General features: G+C 47.5%; 25 protein-coding genes. 18 read left to right on the top strand and 7 right to left on the bottom strand.

All coding sequences use genetic code 11. The features are described 5' to 3' along the window. Positions 1-54: 54 nt before the first annotated feature. Together B2M23_RS11655 and B2M23_RS11660 are read left to right on the top strand one after the other, a co-directional pair. Positions 55-2,079, top strand: coding sequence for a leucine-rich repeat protein (locus tag B2M23_RS11655; RefSeq protein ID WP_038352231.1), 2,025 nt, complete (start codon positions 55-57; stop codon positions 2,077-2,079). 110 nt (positions 2,080-2,189) lie between these two features. After that, a complete protein-coding gene (locus tag B2M23_RS11660) occupies positions 2,190-2,678 on the top strand; it encodes a hypothetical protein (RefSeq protein WP_038352230.1) in 489 nt (162 codons plus the stop codon). Between the two features lie 44 nt (positions 2,679-2,722). Here B2M23_RS11660 and B2M23_RS11665 read toward each other — a convergent pair whose 3' ends face one another. The 3 genes from B2M23_RS11665 to B2M23_RS11675 all read right to left on the bottom strand — a co-directional run bounded on the left by B2M23_RS11665 (position 2,723) and on the right by B2M23_RS11675 (position 6,498). Continuing rightward, the gene (locus B2M23_RS11665; RefSeq protein WP_038352229.1) at positions 2,723-3,568 is read right to left on the bottom strand and encodes a 2-oxoacid:ferredoxin oxidoreductase subunit beta; all 846 of its coding nucleotides are present in this window, start codon (positions 3,566-3,568) and stop codon (positions 2,723-2,725) included. Beyond that, the gene (locus B2M23_RS11670) at positions 3,565-5,238 is read right to left on the bottom strand and encodes a 2-oxoacid:acceptor oxidoreductase subunit alpha (RefSeq protein WP_038352228.1); all 1,674 of its coding nucleotides are present in this window, start codon (positions 5,236-5,238) and stop codon (positions 3,565-3,567) included. The genes B2M23_RS11665 and B2M23_RS11670 overlap by 4 nt, the downstream gene beginning before the upstream one ends. A gap of 345 nt (positions 5,239-5,583) precedes the next feature. Beyond that, the gene (locus B2M23_RS11675) at positions 5,584-6,498 is read right to left on the bottom strand and encodes a DMT family transporter (protein WP_038352227.1); all 915 of its coding nucleotides are present in this window, start codon (positions 6,496-6,498) and stop codon (positions 5,584-5,586) included. Positions 6,499-6,635: 137 nt separating this feature from the next. Between B2M23_RS11675 and dnaX the strand changes: the two genes are divergently transcribed. From dnaX to B2M23_RS11710, 7 genes are all read left to right on the top strand, one after another. Continuing rightward, on the top strand, positions 6,636-8,366 hold the full coding sequence (gene dnaX / locus B2M23_RS11680; RefSeq protein WP_038352226.1) for a DNA polymerase III subunit gamma/tau: 1,731 nt from the start codon (positions 6,636-6,638) through the stop codon (positions 8,364-8,366). Between the two features lie 144 nt (positions 8,367-8,510). Next, positions 8,511-8,843 carry a YbaB/EbfC family nucleoid-associated protein gene (locus tag B2M23_RS11685; protein WP_425284044.1) on the top strand — a complete coding sequence of 111 codons (333 nt, stop codon included), beginning with the start codon at positions 8,511-8,513 and terminating at the stop codon, positions 8,841-8,843. A 28-nt stretch (positions 8,844-8,871) separates the two neighbouring features. Beyond that, positions 8,872-9,471, top strand: coding sequence for a recombination mediator RecR (gene recR, locus B2M23_RS11690; RefSeq protein ID WP_038352224.1), 600 nt, complete (start codon positions 8,872-8,874; stop codon positions 9,469-9,471). A 31-nt stretch (positions 9,472-9,502) separates the two neighbouring features. Further along, a complete protein-coding gene (gene ptsP, locus B2M23_RS11695) occupies positions 9,503-11,236 on the top strand; it encodes a phosphoenolpyruvate--protein phosphotransferase (protein ID WP_038352223.1) in 1,734 nt (577 codons plus the stop codon). Positions 11,237-11,255: 19 nt separating this feature from the next. After that, a complete protein-coding gene (locus B2M23_RS11700; protein WP_038352222.1) occupies positions 11,256-11,522 on the top strand; it encodes an HPr family phosphocarrier protein in 267 nt (88 codons plus the stop codon). Between the two features lie 114 nt (positions 11,523-11,636). Beyond that, complete coding sequence (locus tag B2M23_RS11705) at positions 11,637-12,122, top strand: YtxH domain-containing protein (RefSeq protein ID WP_038352221.1); 486 nt, start codon at positions 11,637-11,639, stop codon at positions 12,120-12,122. A 16-nt stretch (positions 12,123-12,138) separates the two neighbouring features. After that, positions 12,139-12,522 (top strand): DUF948 domain-containing protein, encoded by a 384-nt coding sequence (locus tag B2M23_RS11710; protein WP_038352220.1) that lies wholly within the window; start codon positions 12,139-12,141, stop codon positions 12,520-12,522. Positions 12,523-12,575: 53 nt separating this feature from the next. Here the strand turns inward: B2M23_RS11710 and B2M23_RS11715 are convergent, their stop codons facing one another. Genes B2M23_RS11715 through B2M23_RS11725 form a run of 3 tightly spaced genes read right to left on the bottom strand, consistent with a single transcriptional unit; the run spans position 12,576 to position 15,478 of the window. Beyond that, a complete protein-coding gene (locus B2M23_RS11715) occupies positions 12,576-13,307 on the bottom strand; it encodes a LytR/AlgR family response regulator transcription factor (protein WP_038352219.1) in 732 nt (243 codons plus the stop codon). Between the two features lie 35 nt (positions 13,308-13,342). Continuing rightward, positions 13,343-14,704, bottom strand: a complete 1,362-nt coding sequence (locus tag B2M23_RS11720; protein WP_038352218.1) for a sensor histidine kinase — start codon at positions 14,702-14,704, stop codon at positions 13,343-13,345. Between the two features lie 9 nt (positions 14,705-14,713). Beyond that, positions 14,714-15,478 carry a hypothetical protein gene (locus B2M23_RS11725; RefSeq protein WP_038352217.1) on the bottom strand — a complete coding sequence of 255 codons (765 nt, stop codon included), beginning with the start codon at positions 15,476-15,478 and terminating at the stop codon, positions 14,714-14,716. Between the two features lie 268 nt (positions 15,479-15,746). Here B2M23_RS11725 and B2M23_RS11730 point away from each other — a divergent pair, with 268 nt between their 5' ends. The 3 genes from B2M23_RS11730 (at position 15,747) to B2M23_RS21225 (ending at position 17,718) form a co-directional block, all read left to right on the top strand. Next, the gene (locus B2M23_RS11730; protein WP_038352216.1) at positions 15,747-16,163 is read left to right on the top strand and encodes a hypothetical protein; all 417 of its coding nucleotides are present in this window, start codon (positions 15,747-15,749) and stop codon (positions 16,161-16,163) included. Positions 16,164-16,386: 223 nt separating this feature from the next. Next, positions 16,387-17,553 carry a uroporphyrinogen decarboxylase family protein gene (locus B2M23_RS11735; RefSeq protein ID WP_227206463.1) on the top strand — a complete coding sequence of 389 codons (1,167 nt, stop codon included), beginning with the start codon at positions 16,387-16,389 and terminating at the stop codon, positions 17,551-17,553. Positions 17,554-17,565: 12 nt separating this feature from the next. Continuing rightward, positions 17,566-17,718 carry a hypothetical protein gene (locus tag B2M23_RS21225; protein ID WP_167617882.1) on the top strand — a complete coding sequence of 51 codons (153 nt, stop codon included), beginning with the start codon at positions 17,566-17,568 and terminating at the stop codon, positions 17,716-17,718. A 49-nt stretch (positions 17,719-17,767) separates the two neighbouring features. Here B2M23_RS21225 and B2M23_RS11740 read toward each other — a convergent pair whose 3' ends face one another. Continuing rightward, a complete protein-coding gene (locus tag B2M23_RS11740) occupies positions 17,768-18,412 on the bottom strand; it encodes a TetR/AcrR family transcriptional regulator (protein ID WP_038352214.1) in 645 nt (214 codons plus the stop codon). 108 nt (positions 18,413-18,520) lie between these two features. Here B2M23_RS11740 and B2M23_RS11745 point away from each other — a divergent pair, with 108 nt between their 5' ends. From B2M23_RS11745 to B2M23_RS11770, 6 genes are all read left to right on the top strand, one after another. Then, complete coding sequence (locus tag B2M23_RS11745) at positions 18,521-19,132, top strand: nuclear transport factor 2 family protein (RefSeq protein WP_038352213.1); 612 nt, start codon at positions 18,521-18,523, stop codon at positions 19,130-19,132. Positions 19,133-19,401: 269 nt separating this feature from the next. Then, the gene (locus B2M23_RS11750) at positions 19,402-19,713 is read left to right on the top strand and encodes an STAS domain-containing protein (protein WP_013379145.1); all 312 of its coding nucleotides are present in this window, start codon (positions 19,402-19,404) and stop codon (positions 19,711-19,713) included. Positions 19,714-19,715: 2 nt separating this feature from the next. Beyond that, entirely contained in the window at positions 19,716-20,156 is a 441-nt protein-coding gene (locus B2M23_RS11755; protein ID WP_038352212.1) for an ATP-binding protein, read from the top strand. A 1-nt stretch (position 20,157) separates the two neighbouring features. Next, entirely contained in the window at positions 20,158-20,910 is a 753-nt protein-coding gene (locus tag B2M23_RS11760) for a SigB/SigF/SigG family RNA polymerase sigma factor (RefSeq protein ID WP_013379147.1), read from the top strand. 207 nt (positions 20,911-21,117) lie between these two features. Next, positions 21,118-23,202 (top strand): elongation factor G, encoded by a 2,085-nt coding sequence (fusA, locus tag B2M23_RS11765; RefSeq protein ID WP_038352211.1) that lies wholly within the window; start codon positions 21,118-21,120, stop codon positions 23,200-23,202. Positions 23,203-23,752: 550 nt separating this feature from the next. Then, positions 23,753-24,331 (top strand): xanthine phosphoribosyltransferase, encoded by a 579-nt coding sequence (locus B2M23_RS11770; RefSeq protein ID WP_038352210.1) that lies wholly within the window; start codon positions 23,753-23,755, stop codon positions 24,329-24,331. Positions 24,332-24,345 lie beyond the last annotated feature (14 nt).

Below are 24,345 nucleotides of genomic sequence, written 5' to 3' on the forward strand. Positions count from 1 at the left end.
TGTACTTAAATTTTGAAGGCGTGCTAAAATAGTACGCCTTGAAAGGATAAAGTAATGAAAAAAAGAATTTATCATAAAATAAAAGGAAAAAAGACGATACAATGCATAGCGCTTCTAATGTGCCTTTTGTTGATGCCGACTGGAGTCTTTGCGCAGGGTACTGCGGTTTCGGAAAAAGCAATGCAACAGAGTGTGACTGAACCGGAAGATGTTTTTATAGAAGAATTACCGGAAGCGGTCCCCTCTGCGGCGCTTGAAAAAGCAACTGAAGCCGCTGAGACAAAGGCTCAAGCTTTACAGGATGTTGAAGTTTTTGTAGGACAAGGTGAGAAAGCTGCTGAACAGGCTGTACTGAACTGTGATAATGTAACGCTTTATGCGATAGACGAATGGGCGCAGAAATACCTTTCGATACCCAAAGAATATCCGCAGAGTTTCCAGATAAAAATTAATGGTGAGGACAGTAAAATAAAGTGGTATTCGGAAGACGATGAGGTTGCTTTTGTTGATGATCGTGGTGTAGTCAATCCAGGGCAGATAGCGTGGCATTATACAGATGGAACAATACATAATGAATATAATTTTAATCAGACCATTGAGCTTTATGGTTATTATAATGATCAGAAATTGTCGATTCAAGTAACTGTCAAAGATTATGGTGAAATCTATACAAATGATGTTATCAACCAATATTTAAAAGATAATATTAATCCGTCAATGAGCACTTATGAAAAAGTAGAGGAAATCTGTAAATTTGTGGCCAGTTACGACTATAGTGCGAATTACAGTTCCATGGAAGGTATGATCGTTTCTGGAGAAGGCGGTGATTGTTGGGCAAGTACACAGACGGTTAATACAATGTGTGAGATACTGAAAATACCGGCAGAAATTCGTTACCGTGCCAATCAGGATCCAGGGGCAGGGTCTGGCCATATGAATTCGTATGTTTTAATTGATGGGGATGCTTATATTGTCGATGTGGGTTATTATGCACATACGCCTAGATATTATTTAATAGCTCAGGTAACTGAGCCTTTCATCTATAAAGAGAAGCCTGATGGAACATTAACTATTACAGGTTATGATGGATTTTATAAAAAAGTTGAGATTCCGGAACAAATTGATGGAAAAATTGTGACAGAATTAGGAGATAGTTCTTTTTATGGTCATAATGAAATGAATGAGGTGATTTTACCTAATAGTATCAAAACAATTGGAAATTGGGCTTTTGCATCGTCAGAAAGCATCGAAAAAATCAATTTGGGTGCTGTGCAGTCTATTGGTGATCATGCATTTTATTACTGTAGAGCTTTAAAGATTGTGGAATTGCCGGATTCTGTTATCCATTTAGGTATATCAGCATTTGACTTGTGTGAAACACTGGAAAAAGTAACTTTATCAAAAAATCTTAAGGTTCTACCAGTCAGGGCATTTGCGCAAACGAATATTAAGGAAGTTACCATTCCAGAAGGTATCACAACCATTGAAACAGCGGCTTTTTGGAGCTTAACGTTAATTGAACTGCCAAAATCAATCCAAAAATCGGCTATTGATTTAACGGAGTGCAAGGTTCTTTACCATGGTAATCAAGAACAATGGGAAAAAATCGAAATGAATTCTGTTGAAAGACCAAAGAACGAAAATATTTTTTATTCAAGTTATGGTGTGTCTTTATCAAAAGAATCTTTAGATCTTCAGATTGGTGAAACCTATGGATTGACGGCGTGGACAGCCGATAAGCCTATAAAATGGATAAGCAGTAATGAAGAGGTGGTAACTGTTTCAGCAGATGGTCAGGTAACTGCTGTTTCTGATGGAAGTGCGGTTGTAAAAGCACAGGTTTCTAATGGTGCTGCAGAGATTAAGATCAATGTTGTAAGGAGCCGCGGTGACGTGAATGACGATGGAATGATTAATGCCAGCGATGCACTTCTTGACCTTCGTCATTCTGTGAAAGAAATCATTTTACAGGGAAATTCGTTTGTTTGTGCTGATGTCACAAAAGACAATGTCGTCAATGCGTCTGACGGGCTACAGATACTACGCTATGCAGTGAAGGAAATCAGTAATTTTGAATAACAATATACTTACTGGGATACTAAAGTCATTCCACCCAGAAACTGAAGGCTTCGCGCTTTCAGTTTCTTTTTTTATCGTCAATACTTTAACAATGCAAAGGAGTAAAGAGTATGAAAAAAGAGTGCACCTATGAAGAACGCGCGGCCATTCTGGAAAGGCGGATTGCCTGTTACGAGGAGGTGCTGGATTATCCGGATAACAAGGTGCGCGTTACCTTCACAGATGGCGAGCAGGTTCTTTTTAACGGGCGTCTGGAGCACTTTTATGAAATGATTTTAAAGCATCTGATGATCAGCGTGCCTCATTGCCGTGAAATGGCGCGGGAGGTACTGTCGAGTGGGGATGAAAACAGGATTATGCTGCCGATTGTTATAAAACCCTGTCTGTCGTTTATGGTTTTTGAACGCAGGGAGGGGCCTCTGTATGTTAACTGGTTTTCAGTCCGGGAGCGCTTTTTGGCCGTAGAAGATTTTAACCATCAAATTGCCTACCATGACGGCGTGGTGGTCAGGGTTCCCTACAGCGATGAAACTATCAGGAGCCGGATGTGCGAAGCACGGATGGTGGAGATCGAATGGCTTAAGCGCCACCGTGCATAAAAAACCGGGACGTCACTTTTCGTTACGTCCCGGGGTTTTTATGATCACACAAACGCGTTCATCAGCGCGGCGATCCCTTCTAAATTTGTCTCTCTGTCCACCAGTGCAGGCCCTGCAGACAGCACGGAGTGGGTTTCGGCAAAGGCAGGGTGGTTGTTTTCATAGAAAACACCGATGGGAATCCGCTCGCTGTTGGTCAGAGCCAGCTCCAGGGCGGCCATGCGGTCGTCTGTGGGGTGGTTTTCGTCCAGGATATCCACATGTTCTTTATAATATTTAAAGGTATTGACCTTATTGAAGCTGACACAGGGCTGGAGAATGTCTAAAAGGGCGTAGCCCTTGTGGTGGATGGCGCGCTTCATCATTTCGGCCAGATGCTCTTTATTGCCGCTGAAGCTGCGGGCCACAAAGGTGGCGCCTGCGGTCAGGGCAATGGCCAGCGGGTTAAAGGGAGTGTTCAGGTTGCATACTTTGTTGACGCTGTGTTCGGTACAGGCGTCTGTGGTGGGGGAAATCTGCCCTTTGGTCAGGCCGTAAATGCGGTTGTCATGGACAAAGTGGGTGATATCCACATTTCGGCGGATGGCGTGGAGGAAGTGGTTGCCGCCCTCGCCATAGGAGTCGCCGTCGCCAGTGTCGATGATGATGGTCAGATCGTCATTGGCCATTTTTGCCGCCTGCGCTGCGGGAAGGGAGCGGCCGTGCAGCCCGCAGAAAGAATTGGCATTCAGGTACTGTGGGGTCTTGGCGGCCTGGCCGATGCCGGCAGCCAGGAGCACCTGGTCATTGGGCAGCTCCAGGTCTTCCAGGACACTTTTTAAGGTGTCGAGAATCATAAAGTTGCCGCAGCCGGGGCACCAGGCGGTTTCGTGCTTGATATAGGTACTCATTTGTTTTCTCCCTTCATGACAGCGTCGGCAATCTCTTCGCCGGAGAGCTGACGGCCGTCGTATTTTAATACGGAAGCGTCACAGCGCAGCAGGGCCTTTTCTCGGAGAAGGGCAGCCAGCTGGCCAGTGGCGTTCTGTTCCACGTTGATGATGGTTTCTGCCTGTTCGGCAAAGCCGCGCAGCACCTGCAGCGGCAGCGGGAAAACATCGCCGAAAACCAGGGCGCCGTAGCCGGAAGGTGTTTTTTCGTTGAGGATTTCCACGGCTTCCTTAAGCGGCCCCCACATTGAGCCAAAACCGATGAGCAGGGTCTTAAAATCCTTATCGCCCAGGAAGTCGGGCTCCTCGAGCTCATAGCGCAGGGCGGCCATTTTTCGGGCGCGTTTTTCGACCATGGCGTCGCGCATTTCGGCGGATTCGGTGATATAGCCCATTTCGTCGTGCTCGTCACTGTCGGTGGTGACAATGGCTTTGGTTCTGCCGGGGATGAGCCGCGGTGAGATACCGCTTTCGGTGATCTGGTAACGGCGGTAATCCTCGGGCGCGCCGGTCAGGGTGGCGCCCACAGACTCTATTTCAAGCGCGTTCAGATCAAAGGGGAGGATGGTGGCTGTGGCGTCGGCCAGATACTGGTCGCTCAATAAAATCACAGGCATCTGGTACTTTTCGGCCAGGTTAAAGGCGCGTACGGTCTGGTAAAAGGCGTCCTCCTGATTTTTGACGGCAATGACCATGTGAGGAAAATCGCCGGCGCCAGCGGCAATGGCGAAGCGCAGATCGGCCTGCTCGGTGCGGGTTGGCAGCCCGGTGGCAGGACCGGGGCGCTGAATATCGCCGATGACCAATGGGATTTCGGCAATGCCGCAGAAGCCGACAGCCTCAGTCATTAACGCGAAGCCGCCGCCCACGGAGGCAGTCATGGCGCGCGCGCCGGCGTAGGAGGCGCCGATGGCCATGTTTACGGCCGCGATCTCATCCTCTGCCTGTTCCACCACCACGCCGGTCATAGCACTGGTATCGGCGAGATAGTTGAGAATAGAGGTGGAGGGGGACATGGGATAAGCAGAATAGAACCGGAGGCCTGCGGCCAGAGCGCCCAGGGAGATGGCGTCGTTGCCGCTCAGCAGCAGGTAATCGCTGTAACTTGAGGGCAGGTGCTGGTAGCGCGCTTCTACGCTGTCATAGCCGAACAGAAGCCCCTGGCGGTTCATTTCCAGAAATGCGGGCTTGATGGAATCCTCCAAAACGGATTCGGCGGATTCTAAGGTTTCACCAAAGAGTCTGAGCACTGCGCCCATGGCAATGACGCCGGCAACCTTCGGATTGCCGAGTTCGCTAGCTTTTTTTCGCATATCAATTTTTAATGCGTGGGGATGCTCGGTTTTCAGGCCGATGTCGCACAGGATAAAGCCGCCGTCCACCAGCTCGTCCTGGTGTCTGGAAATGGTTTCCTCGTCCATGGCAACAATGCCGTTTACCTTAAGGGAATGTGAGGTGATGGGCTCTGGGCCAAAGCGGACTAAGGTGAAATTGTGGCCTCCTCGGATACGTGACATGAAATCACGGGCCGAAAAGACAAAATAGCCGGACTTTTTCAAAACTTTTTCGAGCACAGCGACCATGGTGTCAATACCGTCACCGGCTGCGCCGCCAACCAATAAATTGTACATGGATATTTTCCTTTCTGGATACTGATAGAATGTAGTATTTATACCCAAAAAAGTGAAAATAAAAAGCCTGCAAAATTAATCGCAGGGCTTTCAAAGTGTAGATAAAGGTTATCATAAAGAGGTAAAGCGTTAATAAGAGGCCTGTTAATGGGGAATGTAGAATTGAGAATGGAGAATTACAGGAACAAAATGCTGGGCATTTTGATTGGATTCGCGGCCAAAGGCCGCTCTTTTAATCGCTTTTACGTAAGTAAAAGGGTTCTTTCATTCTCCATTTTCCATTCTCAATTCTCCATTGAAATCGCCGCTTCCTTTCAATTTTGTTTACAGTTTGAAGCCTGTAAATCATTCGCAGGTCTTTTCGGGAATCTCCTCCAGCGGTGCCTTTTTGCGCAGGAAGGAGAGCTTGGTTTCTGAGACGATGATGGCAATGAAAATCAGGACAAAGCCGATGAGCAGCTTGGGCGTCAGGGCTTCGCCGTAAAAGATGACGGAGAACAAAACGCCGAAAACGGATTCCAGGCTCAGGATGATGGCGGCAGCAGAGGGATGGGTGTATTTCTGCCCGACGTTCTGGAGCAGCAGAGCCACCGCGGTGGCAAAAAAAGCCAGAAACAGGAGGCCGAGGACGCTGTCGAGGGTCCACACTGCGGGCAGGGACTCGGTGGCAAAGCCGACGATCCAGGCAAAGATGGCCGCGTAGCCAAACTGCAGGATGGTGATGAGGATGGGGTCACGGTCACGGCCCAGCTTGGCAACGGCGACCATGTGGGCCGCAAAGCACAGCCCGCCCAGCAGGGTAAAGGCATCGCCAAAACCAATGGTAAAGCCCTCGGTCAGAGAGACAAGGCCAATGCCCACAATGCAGATAATGGCGGCCAGGTAGTTGTAAATATCCGGCTTGGATTTATCCACTGCCCAGAATAAAAAGGGCACGATAATACAGTAAATCGCGGTTAAAAAGGCATTTTTCCCAGGGGTGGTATCGGTGATGCCGATGGTCTGGAGGCTGTAGGCGGCAAAGAGGCAGAAGCCGATGACGGCGCCGCTTATAAAATAGCCCTTGTTCAGAAGCTTAAGCTTTTTGCGGAAAATAACCGCCAGCAGAATACAGCCGATGGTAAAGCGGAAGCCCAGCAGCATGTGGGGTGTAAAAATATCCACGGTATTTTTAACCACAAAGAAGGAGCTCCCCCAGATAATGGCAGCGCCGAACAGGGCGCATTTTGCCAGAAGTTTTATTTTTTTTGAGTGTTCCATAGCATTTCCCTTCACGTATATTTATACAGTTATTATTTAATATTATACATGATAAATTCGGACAAGTAAAGGGAAGGCCTATACAAAAAACACGCGTTATATTATAATAAGGTTAAGAAAAAACAGAGGAGAAGATCATGGCATATTTAGCGTTATACAGACGGTACCGCCCGCGGGATTTCGACAGTGTTGTGGGACAGGAATACGTTACGCGCATTTTAAAAAATCAAATATTATCGGGCCGTGTGGGGCATGCCTATTTGTTCTCTGGAATCCGGGGAACGGGTAAGACATCCATCGCCAAGATATTTGCCCGGGCTATCAACTGTGAACACAACGAGGACGGCAATCCCTGCAACGTCTGTGATACCTGCCTGAACATCGAAAAGCCGGGCGTGATGGACATCATCGAAATTGACGGTGCGTCTAACCGCGGGGTTGATGAAATACGGGAAATCCGTGAGAAGGTGAAATATCCACCCACAATGGGTAAGTATAAGGTATACATCATTGATGAAGTGCACATGCTCACAAAGGAAGCCTTTAACGCGCTGTTAAAAACCCTTGAGGAGCCGCCGGAGCACATCGTCTTTATTTTAGCCACCACGGAGCCCAACAAGCTCCCGATGACAATCTTGTCCAGGTGCCAGCGCTTTGACATCAAGCCGATTTCCAAGGAGCTGATCGCCGGGCAGATTGCGCACATTCTGGAGGACATCGGCGTGTCCATGGACCGGGAGGCCATTGATTTTATTGCTTACCGGGGAGACAGCTCCATGCGTGACGCGCTGAGCCTGCTGGATCAGGTCATTGATATCCGAGAGGCAGATAAAACCATCACCTATGAGGATGTGCTGGCATTTATGGGCATGGTGGATGAGGATCAGATTGCCGGGCTGGTGCAGGAGATGCTGGCCGGCGACAAGGGCGGTGTGCTCCTAAAATTTAAGGCAATGCGCGAAGCCGGCCGCGACAGCGGGCTGGTGTTTGACCAGCTGATTGACTACCTGCGCAAGGTGCTCATTGTCAAAACAACCGGTACTGCCAGCCAGGAGATACTGGGCATTACCGAGAGCGCCTGCCAGTCTTTGGCTGCTGTGGGGCAGGATGTGCCTGACCAGCGTTTTTACAGCATGATTGATTTCCTCATTGAGGAAAAGAATAAGCTGCGCTACAGCGGACTGGCCGCTGTCATTGTGGAGATGGCGCTTCTGAAGCTCTGCGATCCGGACAGCCTGGTAAAAACCGTGGCGCAGGAGCAGCCGGAAAGATCGGCGGGTCAGCAGGGGCGGCAGGCAGGCGCGGTCCAGGGAATGCCGCCGAGACCGGCGCAGGCAGCGCCCCAGCATGCGGATAACGCGGTAAAAAGCCGCGCTCAGGAAATGCAGGCGGCCGCACGGGCAGCCGTCCGGGAACCGGCAGCTGTCCCAGCCGCAAAGGAGCAGGCGGCACCGCCTGTTTCCGGCGTGGACATGGCGGCAGAGCAGGCGCCATCGCCTTCGGCAGCGGTGAAAACCGCCGAGGGCAGTGTCAATACCGATAACCTGTACACGGGGCTTGTGCGGAGCTGCCAGAAGCAGAAGCAGATGCTGGTCAGGCCGCTGATGTGCTGTAAGCTGGCGCACAAGGGGGATAAAAAGCTGGTGCTCCGGTTTACCGCGGACAAGGATGGCCAGGCGGCAATGGGCATGTTAAAGCTGCCGGTCATGTTTGAGTTTGTGAAGAAGACGCTGTGCGAGCTGGGAGGGGACCAGTACGTGCTGGAGCTGGAGCTTGTGGAAAAAAACTATGATGAGATGTCGATCCTTGAAAAGACAAAATCCATCATCAACAACGACAGCGTGGAGGTCGTTGAGGTAAAAGGATAGGCACGATTTAGAAATTATGTAAAATATCTTTCTGCTTTTATTAAATGTAAAAATTTATATGGAAATATTAAAATTTAATGATATAATATTTTGGTCTAAAACGATAAAAATTTTTAGGAGGTAAAAATGGGTCGTGGTAGAAGAATGCCCGGAGGAATGCCAGGAGGCATGCCGGGAAACAAGAATAATATGATGAAACAAATCCAGAAAATGCAGGACGAAATGTTGAAAGCTCAGGCAGAGCTGGAAGAGAAAGAAGTGGAAGCCACCGCAGGCGGCGGCGCTGTCAAAGTGACTGTTTCAGGGAAGAAGATGATTACATCTGTAAAAATAGATCCTGATGTTATAGATGAAGACGATGTTGAAATGCTGGAAGACCTGATCATGGCAGCCTGCAACGAAGCGCTGTCAAAGGTAGAAGAAATGACTGAAAGCCAGATGGGCAAACTCACCGGCGGCATTCCAGGGTTATTTTAAGCTTAAACAGCAGAATATGAGGTGAACTATGGGTTTTTATCCAAAGGCCATTGAGAGATTAGTTACTGAACTTGGAAAGCTTCCGGGGATTGGAGAAAAAACCGCTCAGCGACTGGCCTTTCATCTGATTGATGCTTCGGCAGAAGAGATTGAAGGTCTGTCAAACGCCTTGTTAAACGTAAAAGATAAAATCAAACTGTGTCCGGAGTGCTTCAGCATCACCGATGGTGACCGCTGTGATGTGTGCGCAGACCCCAACCGGAACCGCAAGGTGATCTGCGTGGTGCAGAGCACAAAGGATATTTTCGCCATTGAAAAGACCAGAGAGTACAACGGCCTTTACCATGTGCTGCACGGCGTTATCTCGCCTCTTGAGGGCATTGGCCCGCAGGACATCAAGGCAAAGGAGCTGCTTCTGCGCATTGGTGAAAATGATATTGAGGAAGTCATCATGGCCACAAACCCCACCCCGGAAGGTGAGGCGACAGCCATGTACCTGGGCAACCTCATCAGTCCCCTGGGCGTTAAGGTTACCCGCCTGGCCAAGGGCATTCCCATCGGTGCCGATGTGGAATACATTGACGAAATCACACTGATAAAAGCATTTGAAGGTAGAAATACGATTTAGAGAATCTTTATAGAAAGTGGAGGATATTTTCATGTTAAAAGAAGGAATTATTGCGTCCCCTGGTATTGCCATTGCAAAGGCATTTGTATATGACAAGGTTGAAGTGGAAGTCACTGAGAAAAAGGTTGACGATCCAGCGGCTGAGGTTGCCCGCCTTCAGGATGCCCTTGGAAAAAGTAAGGAACAGATTTTAAAAATCAAAGAAAAAGCAGCCCATGACCTAGGTGAGGAAGAAGCGGAAATCTTTGAAGCCCACGCCATGGTTCTGGATGACCCTGAATTTGTGGACAGTATCACGGCTGAGATTAACACAAACGGCGTCAATGCTGAGTTTGCGGTTAAAACCGTCACGGACCGCTTTTTTGAAATGTTTGACATGATGGACGATCCTTATTTCAGCGCCCGCGCCGCAGATATCCGCGATGTCGGAACCCGCGTGCTCAACAATGTTATGGGCGTTGAAAATGTGGATATCTCCTGCCTGGATGAAGACACCATCATCGTAGCCGATGATCTGGCGCCGTCCGATACCGCTCAGATGGATAAGGCACGGGTCAAGGGCTTTGCCACCAACATCGGCAGCCGCACCTCCCACACCGCCATCATGGCGAGAAGCCTGGAAATCCCAGCTGTTCTGGGCCTGGGCGACATTACCGCCGCTGTTAAGAACGGCGATGTCGTTGTGGTCGACGGCTTAAAGGGACAGGCGGTGATCAATCCGACCGACGACGAGCTGGCCGCTTATCAAAAACAGCAGGAAGACTATCAGGCGTACATTAAGGAACTGGCTGAGCTTAAGGAGCTGGAAGCCGTGACCACCGACGGACACAAGGTAGAGCTGGTCGGCAATATCGGCTCTCCGAACGATACCGACGGCGTGCACAAAAATGGCGGACGCGGTGTCGGCCTGTACCGTACGGAGTTCTTATACATGAACAGCGATACCATGCCGGATGAAGAAAAACAGTATGAGGCTTATAAGGCTGTGGTCGAATCCTTTAACGGCGATCCGGTCATCATCCGTACACTGGATATTGGCGGGGACAAAAAGCTGCCATATCTGCCTCTGGAAGAGGAAATGAACCCGTTCCTGGGCTTCCGCGCCATCCGATTATGCTTCCGCGAGGTGGATATGTTCAAGACGCAGCTGAGAGCGATTCTGAGAGCCTCTGCCTTTGGAAATGCGCTGATCATGTTCCCGATGATCTCCGGCGTATCCGAAGTGCGCCAGGCTAAAGGCATTCTGGCAGAATGTATGAAGGAGCTGGACGAAAAAGGACAGGCTTATGACAAAAATATCCGCGTCGGCGTCATGATTGAAATCCCGTCGGCAGCGGTGACCTCAGACATCATCGCCAGGGAAGTGGATTTCTTCAGCATCGGTACTAATGACCTTTGCCAGTATACCCTTGCGGTAGACCGTATGAATCAGGAGGTTTCCTACCTGTACAATCCGCTGCATCCGGCGATCCTGCGCCTGGTCAAGACTGTGATCGACGCTTCCCACGCCCGTGATGGTCTGTTTACCGGTATGTGCGGCGAAATGGCCGGCGACCCGATGGCAACGCTGATCCTTCTGGGACTGGGCATGGACGAGTTCTCCATGAGCGCCTCCTCCATTCCGCAGGTTAAGAAGATTATCCGCAGTGTCAGCTATGAAGACGCAAAGGCCATTGCAGAGAAAGCCCTGAACCTGGAAACCGGCGAAGAAGTCAAGGAAATGGTTCAGGCAAAAATCGCAGAATTAGGAATTAAAATCGTTTAATAAGTAGGTGAGTTAAAAAATGGTAAGTAAGGTTATAACCATTACCAATGCTACCGGCCTGCATGCAAGACCGGCATCCATGTTTGTACAGACCGCTGGTAAGTACAAATCAAAAATTGAAGTGGTCAAGGGTGATGCGCGCTTAAATGCCAAGAGCATTATGGGGATTATGTCCGGCGGCATCGCGCAGGGCACCACGGTCACCATCGAAGCCGACGGCGAGGACGAACAGGAAGCCCTGGACGCGCTGGTCGAGTTGGTGCACAGCAATTTTGGTGAAAAGTAATTAAAAAAAGTAAAGAAATTTTCAATAATACCTCAAAGGGCTGTTCAATTTAAGCTTTTTGGGGTATTATTATATTATTGATAAAAACGATTTAAAATCAGGAGGACAAAGAATATGAGTTGTAACAAAGGTTATTTTGTAGGCGGATTGTTCGTCGGAACAATCATTGGTGGTGCTTTAGGTATTCTGCTTGCCCCAAGCTCCGGCGAAGAAACACGCCGTAAGATTAAAGACGGTGCACAGGACACTTTTGGTGACGCTTATGACCAGGCTGTGGAATATGGTGAAAACCTGAAGGAACAGCTGCAGGACATGACCGATTCTGTAACCGATAAGGTAAACCAGTACAAAAACCAGATTGAAAATAAAATCCAGGAAATCCAGGATGAAGTGAACCAGGATATCGAAGAATTAAACGAAGAACTGGAAGCCCTTCAGAAGGAAGACGGCGAAGCGGTTGCCGATGCCGCCAAAGACACCGTCGATGCGGCTAAGGATGCGGCGGACGATGCTAAGGATGTAGCCGCTGACGCAGCGGACAAGGCTTCTGACGCCATCGACAGTGTTAAAGACGCTGCCAAAGACGTTGTAAAGAACTAGGACTGGTATCCGTTAAATGATGACACTGAGTTTTAGTATCTGGGAGCTGGCAGTCCTGATTATTGCCATTGCCTTTGTGTTTGGAACGGTTTATCTCATTAAGGTTTTTAAAAACCTGGGTTCGACCCTGGAAACCACAGCCAAGCTGATGGACGAAAACCGCGCACAGATCCATAACATTATGGACAATGTGGACAGCATTACGCAGAATGCCGATGACATGACGAACAAAGCCAACGATATGCTGGGCGGCGTAGAGGATTCTGTCAGCCATCTGAAATCAGATGTGGTGGACCCGTTAGTCGGCGCTTTTGCCAAAATCGCCAAGGTGATGCAGGTCATCAGCAAAGGTGAGGCACGCGTGGCGAATAAGAAGGAAAAAAAGATTAAAAAAGTTTGATGAAATAAAAAGAGAACCCCGGGATGTAACGTTTTGGTACAGCCCGGGGTTTTTTATCTTTTAAGACGGTTTATTTTTTTAAACTGATAGTTCCGGTAATTCTCCACGATCTCCTGGTACGCCGACTTGGAGATCGCAATTCTTTCGCCGTTGCTCATGATAAAATCCCGCTCCTCCATAAAATCGACCTCATCCAGATTGACCATGCAGTTGCGGTAACAGCAGATAAAATTGGGGTAGGGCAGGAGCATTTCAGAAAAGGTCTTAAAAGGCATGTAGGTTTTGACGGTTCCTGTTTTGGTATAGATGTAGATATAATGATTGGAGTAATCGGTATAAAGAATGTTGCGGATCAGAATTTTGATGATTCTGCGGCTTTGCTTCACCTCAATAAAATGGTTTTTCTCAAGGATAAAGGCGCCGCAGCGCTGCATGGTTTCAAAGAAAGTGTTATAATCATAGGGCTTGATGAGGTAGTCGGCTGCACGTACCTTGTAGCCCGCCAGCGCGTGGGTGTGCTCGGTGCTTGTGGTTGAGAAAATCAGGATGCAGTCCCTGTCGGTCTCCCGTATTTTTTGGGCCAGCTCAATGCCGTTCATGCCCTCCATATAAATATCCACAAAGATCAGGTCGTAAACCTGTGGGATAAAACAGGCCAGAAAATCACTAGCTTTTTCAAAGTTTTTAATATTTGCAAGCGTTTCGTTTTCGTCACAGTACTGCTTCAAATAATCGCAGAGAAGCAGACCGTCCTCTTTTAAATCGTCAATAATGGCAATATTCAAATTGCTGCCTCCTCCCGTTGTTTTAAGCTGCCGTATCATAAGCTCTCGCCCGAGGGCTGCTGGCCATCTTCCAGTTCCAGCAGAATCAGAACCATGTAGGTGTCCTTTTCTATTTCCCTGCGGAGTGTGCCGTTATATTTTTTTACGATGCTTTCAATGGATAAAAGCCCGATGCCACCCTCCGGAGTGGCGTTTGTGATGCGCTTGGAGGAAAGGCAGTTTCCGTTTTTATCGTATTGGATTTCGTGGTCAAAGCTGTTCTCAACCATTATACAGAAATCCCTCTTGCTTGTAAAGCTGGCAGTAACATGGACAAAACGCGTGCCGCTTTGCTGGCGCTCACAGGCTTCAACGGCGTTTTCGATCAGGTTGCCGAGGACAACGCACAAATCATTTTCGGAATCGGGCAGAGCGTCTGGAATCAACAGAGTGCTGGAAACCTCGGCGCCGCACAGTCTTGCGCGCTCAAAAAAATGGCAGGCGATGGCATTGATGGCGCAGTTATCACAGAGGATGACACTCTCATCCGGCGCCGCCTCGCTCGTGATCTTTCTCAGGTATCCCAGCGCGCCGTCGGCATCGTTCTTTTCAAGATAGCCCTCCAGCCCTATCAGGTGGTGGCGCATGTCATGGCGAAGCTTAGAGGTGGCCTCAATATCCTTTTTTATACGCCGGTACTGGTCTTTTTCCTTTTCCACAAGGCGGGACGCCAGCTCAAGCTGCGCGTGATCCCTTGTCAGCTGGAGGATTTCAAGGGCCATCCGGATGACCAGGATATTGACCGCAAAGATGCCGATGACCCAGGCGATGGAAACCAGAATGCTGAGCTGTGTGAGCTCTTCCGGAAAGGCCTGTCTCTGGAAAACCTTCATGGTTGTGACGAGGTAGAAAGCAAAGGGAACGCCCCAGAGATAGTTCCAGAATACAGCGGGCATACCAGAGGCGGCCTCAATGAGCCGCTTGATAAACCGCTTCACAAAGAAAATCATGAGCGGCAGGGTCACTGCCAGCACAAACGCGTAGCATAAAAGAAAGCGGCTGCTGGCACTGACGGCTGTGAGGGATGCGGGCAGTGCGCCTGCAAGGATATTGCTGAAAAAAGAAACAATATGCACATAGCTCTCAAGGACGAAAAAGGCAAAGGCCGTTTCATAAACGGATGGATGAAAAACCAGATGGTAGTAAATAAAGATCAGTGCGATCAGAAAGGGTTCTGAGAGCAGCACAGTCGCATGGAGGATGGTCACAGCCTTATCCAGAATAACACTGATGGTCACTGCTGCCGCTGTCAGCAGGATTTCTCTTTTGTCGGACAGCCGCAGCTTTTTGTTAAACACACTAAAGCCCAGGCCTGCCATAACGGCAAAGGGAAGGGCGACATTATAAAATAAGTACATAAATACCTCTTATGATTTTGTTCTGTTCAGTTCTGGCAGGCGGCCTATTTTTCGAGCCAGAGCCCGGTAGTCATAAATTCCGGTTGACTGGGCCACCCCGAACAGAGCGCGTTTGTCAAGGATGTCCGCTGTGCTGTGAAGACGGTACTGCTCATTCTCTACCAGACTGTGTACAGGCCGCGCCAGCCTTTTGTAAAGCCTCACAATGTAATGGTTCCGCGCTGCCTCGTAGTCAAAGCGGTCCGGCAGAGCTGTCCACAGCGGCTCTGTGCTGCATCCGTCAATGATGCGGGTGACCGCTTCGCGGTTATCGACAACCGGCACCATGCGGAGTTCACCCGGCATTTCCAGCCGGATGAAGTACTGGTGATTAAAACGCACCAGACAGTTCTTTTTCAGATGGACGAGCTCATGACCGACCAGCCCGGTGGACATGCAGAATAGGCGCAGTGTATTGGGGCTTGGGCTCTGGATATAGGGTGAATCCAGTAAAAAACATTGCCGCGCCTCGCCGTAGAGTTTTGCCAGTGCGCTGGCGTCCACCATGCGGGTGTTTTTACTGAGCTTTGCCCGGCTTTGTAGCCACGGCGCTACGTAAGCTCTCGCCTCTGCCAGTGTGGTACATTCGTGATTTTCAGCAATCCATTTAATAAAGCTGACGCAGTGGAGCCGATAGGTGCGGTAGGTATTGCGGGCACCCTGAGGGTTCAGCCGTTTTTTTAAAATATTTTCAGTTTCCCTTATGAGTACTTCTAAGTTATCAGATCGGTTCATTTGTTTTGGTTTACTCCGTTCTCTATAAAAAGTATACGTTAGCCCTGAATTGAGTTCAACCCGCATAACGGTAAAATAATATTCATTTCGGTAAAAAGAGACGATTTCAGTAAAAACAGAACGATTTTGGTAGAGAAAAGGCCGTTTTACACGCTAGTCAGGAGATATTTTATCTTTACCATTGTGGAAAGAACATTACTGTTATTTACGTTGAAGAAAAAGAATTGAATTGCTATAATAAAGTTATAATTGCAAAGGAGATGTTATTTTGGAAGGAAAAAAATATTTAAAATTTTCGGGTATTATTTTAGTTATTTTTGGTATCGCGCAGCTTCTGCTGGCCTGTTTTGCCTTTGCTGGCGGCGGGATCGCGGCTTTAAGCACCAGTGCGGGCGGTGACAGCAGTCTGGCGGCTGCCGGAACAACCGCTGTTTTAGGCGGTGCTATCCTGGTGGTTACCGCTGCTTTTAACCTTATTTTCGGCATCATGGCAGTTAAAAACTGCGACAACGCCGGAAAGGCCAAGGCGCTGCGTGTCATGGGCGTGGTGCTGCTTGTTTTAGCGGTCGCTTCGCTCATCATTTATATCAGCGGCGGCCTGGCAGTGGTGGTCGGCTGCCTTGTTGATCTTATGATCAGCATTATTTACTTCTGGGGCGCTCAGAAAAATGTGCAGTCCCTGTAAGTGTAAGCACAGTGGCTGGGCTGCGCGCGTGTAAGGTTCGGCGGTTTAGAATTTAAGGAGCCTGTCCCTGAGAAACTGAAGGTTTGATGCCTTTAGTTTCTTTTTTAGTTTACGTGGAATATAGGTAAAAATATGAATTAATTCTTAAATTCCTAAAAAGTATTGATTTTTTTAGGAAAAGATTGTATAATTCAAATAAAATACAATGGAGAAGGTGGAAAAAATGGATCAAACAAAAGCTTTTCAGGAAAGAATCGAGATATTCGATGACGCGGTACGGATGAAAAAGCGTCCTAAAAGAGTTCCTTTTGTCACAAACGATGCCTTTTGGCGGTATTATGATCTTGGATACACTCTGAGTGATGCCCTGATGGATCAACAGAAAATTGAAGACGCTAACATTGATTTTCAAAGGCGCTACCAGTTTGACACGCTGCTGGATATTGGAGACCGCAATCCTCTGATTATGACAAGGAGTCTGGGGAACTTTGAGTATGGCATTGACGATGTGAACAACACACTGATGCTGAAGGAACAGACGCATTTTCATGAGGATGACTATGATGCATTTGTACAAAACCCTTTAAAAACACTGTGGGAAAATATTATTCCGAGGAAGTACACTTACTTTAAAGAAGGGATGCCCCTCGAGACCATTCAGAGGACTCTCGGAGAATTTCTCGCCTATGATCAGGCCATGGGAAAGACCAACAAGCGCCTGGCAGAGGAATGCGGCGTACCACCCATTCTGGACAGCGTACACGGCGCCAGAATTTACCCAGCCTTTGAAGCGCTGTATAATTTTTTGAGAGGTATGAAGGGCCTGTCGCGGGATCTTCGCAAAATACCTGAAAAAGTGCTGGCCTTTAACGAGGTCTACCACAATGTTTTTGTCAAAAATTTAATTGACGGCATCACCCACGCAGACACAAAGACAAGCGCCTTTACCGCGTTTACCATCATGCTGAGCGATAACATGATCAATCCAAAGCAGTTTGAAAAATTCTTCTGGCCGCAGTTTAAGGAACTGGCCGATAAAATCGTCGAGACGGACAATACAATGTTTGTTTTGAGTGAGGGATCCTTCAAGCATGTGGCCGAATACCTGCAGGAGCTGCCAAAGGGGCATTTTTGCTTTTATGTTGAGATGGATGATATTTTTGAGACGCGGAAACGCCTGCCAAACCTGTGTCTGTGGGGAGGTCTGCCGGTGTCCCTCATCGCCAGAGGAACAAAACAGGAATGCATTGATTACGCTAAACGCGTGATTGATGAAGTTGGAAGGGATGGCGGTCTGGTGCTGTGCACCAATAAGTTCACATCACATCCAAAGGACTGTAACCGTGAAAATCTGCTGGCTGTCAGTGAGTTTGTGCACCAATATCAATAAAGGAGAGAAAAAATGGCTGATCATAAAGAAAATATAGAAGAGATGGACTATACCAAATATCCGGACGGCGTGGAAGCGTTAAAGCCAATGCTTGATTTTTTGCCGGATGATGCAGCAAAGGATGGGCTGTTGGCAGGATTTGTCTTGTTTCTGTCACTGATGTAGGGCAGTGGAGTGAATGAAAAAACGCCTGTGAACAGTGCAGGCGTTTTATTTATGCAAGGAATTTCAGGTGGGAAAAATCCCTTTCGGCTATAAAATGATGGGAAAAGGTCATCAGGTTTTCAAAAACGGCGGGGGGAACCTCCAGGTTTTTACAGGTGTTCCGGATCAGGTAATAGACAAGCTGATCAAGGGTCAGATGCAGGTTGCCAGCAAAAAAGTTTAAAAAGATTTCGCGCCGTGTCCCAAACTCCGCCAGAAGGATGATTTCAAAGTCGAGGGGCTCGGGGCTGCGGCCAAGGGCGCCCAGCATTTCGTGGTATTTTTCACGCATGAGCCCGTGCATCACCCGGTAATTTGACTTATCCTGGATGATTTCGCAGTAAAAGCGCTTGTTGTGTTCATCGGTAAGAACAATGGTATAAACCATAAACTGAAAGAGGCAGAACTGTTCCAGCGGGTTTGTCACTGCGCTTTTTTTAATAAAATGGTAAATATCTGTAAAAAATTGCCGATAGATTTCCTCGACAAGGTCGTCCTTCTTTTTGAAGTAGTAGTTTAAGTTGCCGAGGCTCAGATCCGCCAGTGCCGCAATGGATTTTAGCTGTGTGGCGTGATAGCCGTTCTGATAAAATGCATCCTTAGCAAAATGCAGGATCTTTTCCTTTGTGAGATTTCCTTTTCGTTTAATTGCCATAGTTATCGCCCTCCCTCAAAAGTATAGCATAAAAACAGAGATGAAAATAGAATTATTTAGGAATTAATCTACAAAAAACTATAAAGAAAGCAAAATGAGGTAAAATTTATGTTTAAAAGATTATATGATGTGGATGACAGTCTGCAAAAAGATCTGTTTCTGGTAAAGGAGCTGGTCACCTTTGAGCGGTTCTGCCGGGATCAGAGTCTGTGGACAGAGATGAAGAAATGCTTCCACCCCGAATCAACTGTGTGTATTTCCTGGTATAAGGGCAGCGGACAGGGCTTTATTGAAGCTTCTGAAAAAATGAAAAGTTTTGCGCCGCATAAAATCAATCATATGGTAGTCCGCTGCAATGGCGACAGAGCCGTGGCGGAATGTATCACCAGTATACAGATGCGCCAGAAGCTGCAGGGGCAGTGGTATGACCTGACCTCTTACGCGCGGCTGCATTACCGGCTGGTAAGGGAGAGGGACTGCTGGCTTATCTTATCGTTGACCGGCATTTATGAGAAGGACACCGTGGAGCCGGCTTACTGCATTGGTACGCCTCAGCCCCTTGATTTTGACCCGGAAGGCTATCGACCGTCTTATGCTGCTCTGTGCTATTTCTTTGAAAAATCGGGCATGGCGTTTTACGATGACCTGCCGGGGATCGACCGGCCGGAAATGGTGAACGCTCTCTATGAATCGAGCGGAAAGTGGCTTTCGGAAGCGTAAGGCGCTTCCCAATACCCGGGACGTAACGTCTGGTTATGTCCTGGGTATTTTTTTGCTGCCCTGAAGTTACTTTAAGGTTTTTCTGTTAAAATGGATCGATGTACTGCAGCCTGTGCTTTTAGATTGATCTTTTTCTGTTAAAAAAAGAATTATTTTTGATTTTTGAGTTTAAAAGGTGAGAAATTTGGGTATAATAATCTTAGTGATGTTGAATGAGCGCATATTAGGAGCTGTTTAACAGCTCAACTATGTTCGTTGAGGAGGATATAATGTTTGAAATAAGTGAATTAGAAAACGGCCGGGAAGGTGTACGTGTTACAGGAGAAGTTGATATCTATACTGCCACGCAGTTTAAGGAACCCATCGAAAAATTGATTGAAGCAAATACAAAAGACATTTTTCTGGATTTAACGGACCTGTCTTACATTGACAGCACAGGAATCGGTATCCTGATTGAGCTGCGCAAAGGCAGTATGAGCAGAGATCTGAACATGACGCTGATCAATCCTCAGAAAAATGTTGTTAAGCTGCTGCAGCTGACCGGTGTCGATCAAATTTTTAGTATTGTGGAGGAAAAATAGCAATGAGTGATATGAGTTGCAGTACATGCAGAAGTTTGCAGGGAGAAACAGTTCACATTAGCCTGCCGAGTCTTCCGCAGTTTGTCAGCCTTGCGCGCCTGACGGTTGCATCAGTCGGAAATATCGTTGGCTTTTCGATTGATGTGGTAGAGGACCTGAAGGTTGCCGTTTCCGAGGCCTGCACGAACGCCCTGCGTCATGGCTGCTCGAGCGAGCAGTGCTATGATCTGTATTATCAGCTTGATCAGGACAAGCTTACCATTCGTGTCGAAGACCGTGGTGAGGGATATGAACCTGAAAGCGTCAGTGAGCCGGAACTGCCCGGCAACCAGGCCGGCGGCTTTGGCCTGTTTATTATTAAATCGTTGATGGATGAGGTAGAAATCGTCAGTAATAAAGGAATGGGTACCAGTATCACGATGGTGAAATACCTGAGGACGTAAGATGGAATATCCAAATCAAATGACAAAACAGGAATCAAAAAAGCTGTTTATCGAATATAAGAAAACAGGCGATAAGGAAATTCGTGATCGCCTCATCGAGAATTTCCTGTATATTCCTAAATTACTGGTCAAAAAATACGCTTACCGCAGCAACGATGTGGAAGATATTTATCAGGTTGCCTGTCTGGGCCTGATGTACGCGGTCGAACGCTACGACCCTGACAGGGGCTTTGAATTTGACACCTTTGCATCACCAACCATCATCGGCGAAATTAAAAAATATTATCGTGACAAACAGTGGATCATCCGGGTTCCGAGAAGGATTCAGGAGCTCAACCGCGAGATTAACCGGGCGAAGACAACCCTGGAGCATAAGCTCATGAAGACACCGACAATCTCTGAGATAGCCGACTACCTGGAAGTGACCGAGGAAGCTGTGATCGAAGCGATGGAAGGCAATAATGTCTTTTATCCAAAATCCTTATCAACAGAATTTGAAAGCAATGCAGACGGACAGGAAGCAACGCTCTTAGACTTGATCGGTGAAGAAGATGAACGGATTGAAAACATTGGAAATGTCGAGGACCTCCGCCAGCGCCTGGAAAGCCTGAACCCAGTCGAGCGGATGATCATCGAAGAGCGTTATTATAACGGAAAAACCCAGAAGGAGGTGGCCGCCATTATTGGCAAATCACAGATGACGGTATCCCGTCTGGAAAAGAAGGTTATGGAGAAGCTGAGAGCTAACCTGTAATCTTAAGAAAAACAAGGCAGAAAGGGGATTTCGATCCCCTTTAAAATTTTTTTGTAATTCTTTACAAGTTTTAGTGGATAATTTCTGCAAAATATTATAAAATAGTAACATGCAACAAACCAAACGCATTTTCGGGAAAAATAACCTTTTAAAATAATGATTTCGAGAAAATGCAATCATTTAAGAATCTAGCAAGGGGGAAGAAGCATGAAAACGTATCCAACCAAAAACATCAGAAATATCCTTTTATTAGGACATGGAGGAAGCGGCAAGACAACATTGACAGAAGCAATGGCATTTAATGCAGGTGCCATTGACCGAATGGGCAGAGTTGATGAAGGAAACACCTTATCCGATTTTGATCCGGAAGAAAAGAGAAGAATGTTCTCAATTTCTTCATCCATTATTCCAGTAGAATATGGTGGACACAAGATTAACATCATCGATGTACCCGGTTATTTTGATTTTATCGGGGACGCCTACGCAGCACTGAGAGTCGCAGATGCGGTTGTTATCGTAGTCGATGCTTTAGCCGGCGTACAGGTAGGTACAGAAAAAGCCATTGAGCTTTTGTCAAAGGTTGACGTACCCGCTTTCATTGTGGTCAACAAAATGGACCGCGAAAACGCGACCTTTGCCAAGGTTATGGATAACCTGAAGGAAGCCTTTGGCAATAAGGTCATTCCTTTTGAATTACCCATGGGCGAAGGCGAGGACATGCGCGGCGTCGTCAACATTGTTGATATGACAGGAAGCGAAAGAAAAGACAACCGCTGCTTTGACGTAGAAGTACCGGAAGATATGAAGGAAGAACTGGAACCTTTCCGTGAAATGATCATGGAATCCGTTGCCCAGACCAGTGAAGAGCTGATGGAAAAATACTTTGACGGTGAAGAGCTGACCGAAGATGAAATCCACCATGGCATCCGCACCGGTGTACTGGATGGCGACCTGATCCCGGTTCTGTGTACCTCCGCAGTACAGAATATCGGCGTAGAAACCCTGGAAAATATGATCATTGCCTATCTGCCGTCACCAAAGGACGCCAAGCCTGTTATGGGCAAGGACCCAAGAGACGGAAAAGAAGTCGAACGTGCCTGCGGCGCAAGCGAAAGCTTCTCAGCACTGGTCTTTAAGACCATCGTTGACCCGTTTGTCGGTAAGCTGTCCATCTTTAAGGTGATGTCCGGTGTGCTCGAGGCTACTACCGAGGTTTATAACGCTACCAAGGAAGCAAAGGAAAAGACCAATCACATCTATGTGCTGCGCGGCAACAAGCAGATCGAAATTGAAGCCCTGCTGGCAGGCGACATCGGCGCTTTCTCCAAGCTGGGCGTTACCGTCACCGGTGATACCCTGTGCGATCCCAAGGACCCGATCGTATACGACAAGATCGAATTCCCGAAACCGGTTATCTCAATGGCCATTGAACCAAAAACCAAAGCGGACATCGACAAGCTGTCCACTGGCCTCCACCGTCTGATCGAGGAAGATCCGACCATGAGCTTTAACCGCAATAACGAAACCAAACAGACACTACTTTCAGGCCTCGGCGAAATGCACCTGGAAGTTATCTCCAATAAATTACAGCAGAAATTTGGCGTCGGCGTAAACCTTGAACCGATGAAGGTGCCATACCGTGAAACCATTCGTAAATCTGCCAGCGCCCAGGGCCGTCACAAGAAACAGTCCGGCGGTAGCGGCCAGTTCGGTGACGTATGGGTCACCTTTGAACCGGGCGATACCCCGAATGATGATTTTGTCTTTATCGACAAGGTAGTCGGCGGCGCTGTACCGAGAAACTTTATTCCACATGTCGAAAAGGGCCTGCATGACTGTATGGTGGAAGGCGTATTGGCCGGCTATCCGGTAACCGGCGTGAAGGCCACCCTGTACGATGGTTCCTACCATGCTGTCGACTCTGATGAAATGTCCTTTAAGATGGCAGCTACTCTGGCATACCGCAAGGGGATGAAGGAAGCCTCACCGGTTCTGCTCGAACCCATCTATAAGCTGACCATCACCGTTCCGGAAGAATACATGGGCGATATCATGGGCGACCTCAATAAAAAACGTGGCCGTATCATGGGCATGGAACCCATCGACGGCGGAAAACAGGTTATCACCGCGGAAGCACCGCTGGCAGAATTGTTCAAATATGCCACCGAGCTGCGCTCCATGACCCAGGCCAGAGGCGAATTTGAAATGGAATATGTCCGCTACGAAGAAGCCCCGGCCATGATCTCCGAAAAAGTCGTAGCCGAAGCCCAGGCCGCGAAGGAGAAGAAATGACGCTGAGTCCAATTTCTGCAAGAAATTGGTAAGGAGCAAAGCGCGAGCGTGCGACTGGCAACGAAGCAAATACAAATTTTGAAGAAAGAAACCAAAATAAAATAGGGGTTTCTGAAAAATTTGTAAGCTGAGTCCAATTTCTGCAAGAAATTGGTAAGGAGCAAAGCGTGAGCGTGCGACTGGCAACGAAGCTAACGCAGATGATGAGGAAATCATCCGGTAAGGATGATAAGATTTCCGAAGAATCTGTGATCCTATTGAATTAAAATTTAGAATTTACAGGCAGCGCTGAAATATGCGCTGCTTTTTTTAGTTGATAATTGATAGTGGATAGTTGATAGTTTAGGAACAAAACCACAATGTGGTTTTGATTAAAATTCAAATTTGCCAATGGCAAATTTGTACCATAACTATCAATTATCCACTTTTACAGTTGGTTGAAAACATAAAATCTATGAAATAAGAGTTTTTTTGACAATGTGTACATGTCATTGATATAATATATAAATATGTAAAAAAGATTTGTTAATCGAGAAAGAGAAAAGGGTAAATGGAATTATTAAAGAATAAAATTTTGAACGATGGACATGCGCTTGGAAAAGATATATTGAAGGTGGATTCATTCCTCAATCATCAGCTGGATATCCGGCTTTTTGAAGCCATGGGAGAGGAATTCGCGCGCCGCTTTGAGAATGTCGAAGTCACAAAAATTTTGACCATCGAAACCTCCGGTATCGCCATTGCCGCAGTGGCAGCCAAATATTTTGACTACTGTCCTGTGGTGTTCGGCAAGAAAAACGCGTCCTTAAATCTGGATAAGGATATCTATACCAGTGAGGTTTACTCCTTTACCAAGCAGCAGACCTACCAGATCATGGTTTCAAAAAAATATCTGAATCCCGAAGATAAGGTTCTGATCATCGATGACTTCCTGGCCAACGGCAAAGCCGTAGAAGCGCTGGAGGAAATTGTAAAACAGTCCGGCGCCCAGCTGATGGGGGTGGGCATCGCCATTGAAAAAGGCTTTCAGAACGGTGGAAAAGAAATCCGTGAGTCCGGTATCCGGCTGGAATCACTGGCCATTGTCGATGAAATGCATGAGGATGGCACCATTATCTTTCGTGATTAATACTTAAATTGAAG

The sequence above is a fragment of the Eubacterium limosum genome (assembly GCF_000807675.2).
GTDB classification, from domain to species: Bacteria; Bacillota; Clostridia; order Eubacteriales; family Eubacteriaceae; genus Eubacterium; species Eubacterium limosum.

Coding starts and splice junctions, on each gene's coding strand:
- B2M23_RS11655 (WP_038352231.1), top strand. CDS start 55: ATGAAAAAAAGAATTTATCATAAAATAAAAGGAAAAAAGACGATACAA.
- B2M23_RS11660 (WP_038352230.1), top strand. CDS start 2,190: ATGAAAAAAGAGTGCACCTATGAAGAACGCGCGGCCATTCTGGAAAGG.
- B2M23_RS11665 (WP_038352229.1), bottom strand. CDS start 3,568: ATGAGTACCTATATCAAGCACGAAACCGCCTGGTGCCCCGGCTGCGGC.
- B2M23_RS11670 (WP_038352228.1), bottom strand. CDS start 5,238: ATGTACAATTTATTGGTTGGCGGCGCAGCCGGTGACGGTATTGACACC.
- B2M23_RS11675 (WP_038352227.1), bottom strand. CDS start 6,498: ATGGAACACTCAAAAAAAATAAAACTTCTGGCAAAATGCGCCCTGTTC.
- dnaX (WP_038352226.1), top strand. CDS start 6,636: ATGGCATATTTAGCGTTATACAGACGGTACCGCCCGCGGGATTTCGAC.
- B2M23_RS11685 (WP_425284044.1), top strand. CDS start 8,511: ATGCCCGGAGGAATGCCAGGAGGCATGCCGGGAAACAAGAATAATATG.
- recR (WP_038352224.1), top strand. CDS start 8,872: ATGGGTTTTTATCCAAAGGCCATTGAGAGATTAGTTACTGAACTTGGA.
- ptsP (WP_038352223.1), top strand. CDS start 9,503: ATGTTAAAAGAAGGAATTATTGCGTCCCCTGGTATTGCCATTGCAAAG.
- B2M23_RS11700 (WP_038352222.1), top strand. CDS start 11,256: ATGGTAAGTAAGGTTATAACCATTACCAATGCTACCGGCCTGCATGCA.
- B2M23_RS11705 (WP_038352221.1), top strand. CDS start 11,637: ATGAGTTGTAACAAAGGTTATTTTGTAGGCGGATTGTTCGTCGGAACA.
- B2M23_RS11710 (WP_038352220.1), top strand. CDS start 12,139: ATGATGACACTGAGTTTTAGTATCTGGGAGCTGGCAGTCCTGATTATT.
- B2M23_RS11720 (WP_038352218.1), bottom strand. CDS start 14,704: ATGTACTTATTTTATAATGTCGCCCTTCCCTTTGCCGTTATGGCAGGC.
- B2M23_RS11725 (WP_038352217.1), bottom strand. CDS start 15,478: ATGAACCGATCTGATAACTTAGAAGTACTCATAAGGGAAACTGAAAAT.
- B2M23_RS11735 (WP_227206463.1), top strand. CDS start 16,387: ATGGATCAAACAAAAGCTTTTCAGGAAAGAATCGAGATATTCGATGAC.
- B2M23_RS21225 (WP_167617882.1), top strand. CDS start 17,566: ATGGCTGATCATAAAGAAAATATAGAAGAGATGGACTATACCAAATAT.
- B2M23_RS11740 (WP_038352214.1), bottom strand. CDS start 18,412: ATGGCAATTAAACGAAAAGGAAATCTCACAAAGGAAAAGATCCTGCAT.
- B2M23_RS11745 (WP_038352213.1), top strand. CDS start 18,521: ATGTTTAAAAGATTATATGATGTGGATGACAGTCTGCAAAAAGATCTG.
- B2M23_RS11750 (WP_013379145.1), top strand. CDS start 19,402: ATGTTTGAAATAAGTGAATTAGAAAACGGCCGGGAAGGTGTACGTGTT.
- B2M23_RS11755 (WP_038352212.1), top strand. CDS start 19,716: ATGAGTGATATGAGTTGCAGTACATGCAGAAGTTTGCAGGGAGAAACA.
- B2M23_RS11760 (WP_013379147.1), top strand. CDS start 20,158: ATGGAATATCCAAATCAAATGACAAAACAGGAATCAAAAAAGCTGTTT.
- fusA (WP_038352211.1), top strand. CDS start 21,118: ATGAAAACGTATCCAACCAAAAACATCAGAAATATCCTTTTATTAGGA.
- B2M23_RS11770 (WP_038352210.1), top strand. CDS start 23,753: ATGGAATTATTAAAGAATAAAATTTTGAACGATGGACATGCGCTTGGA.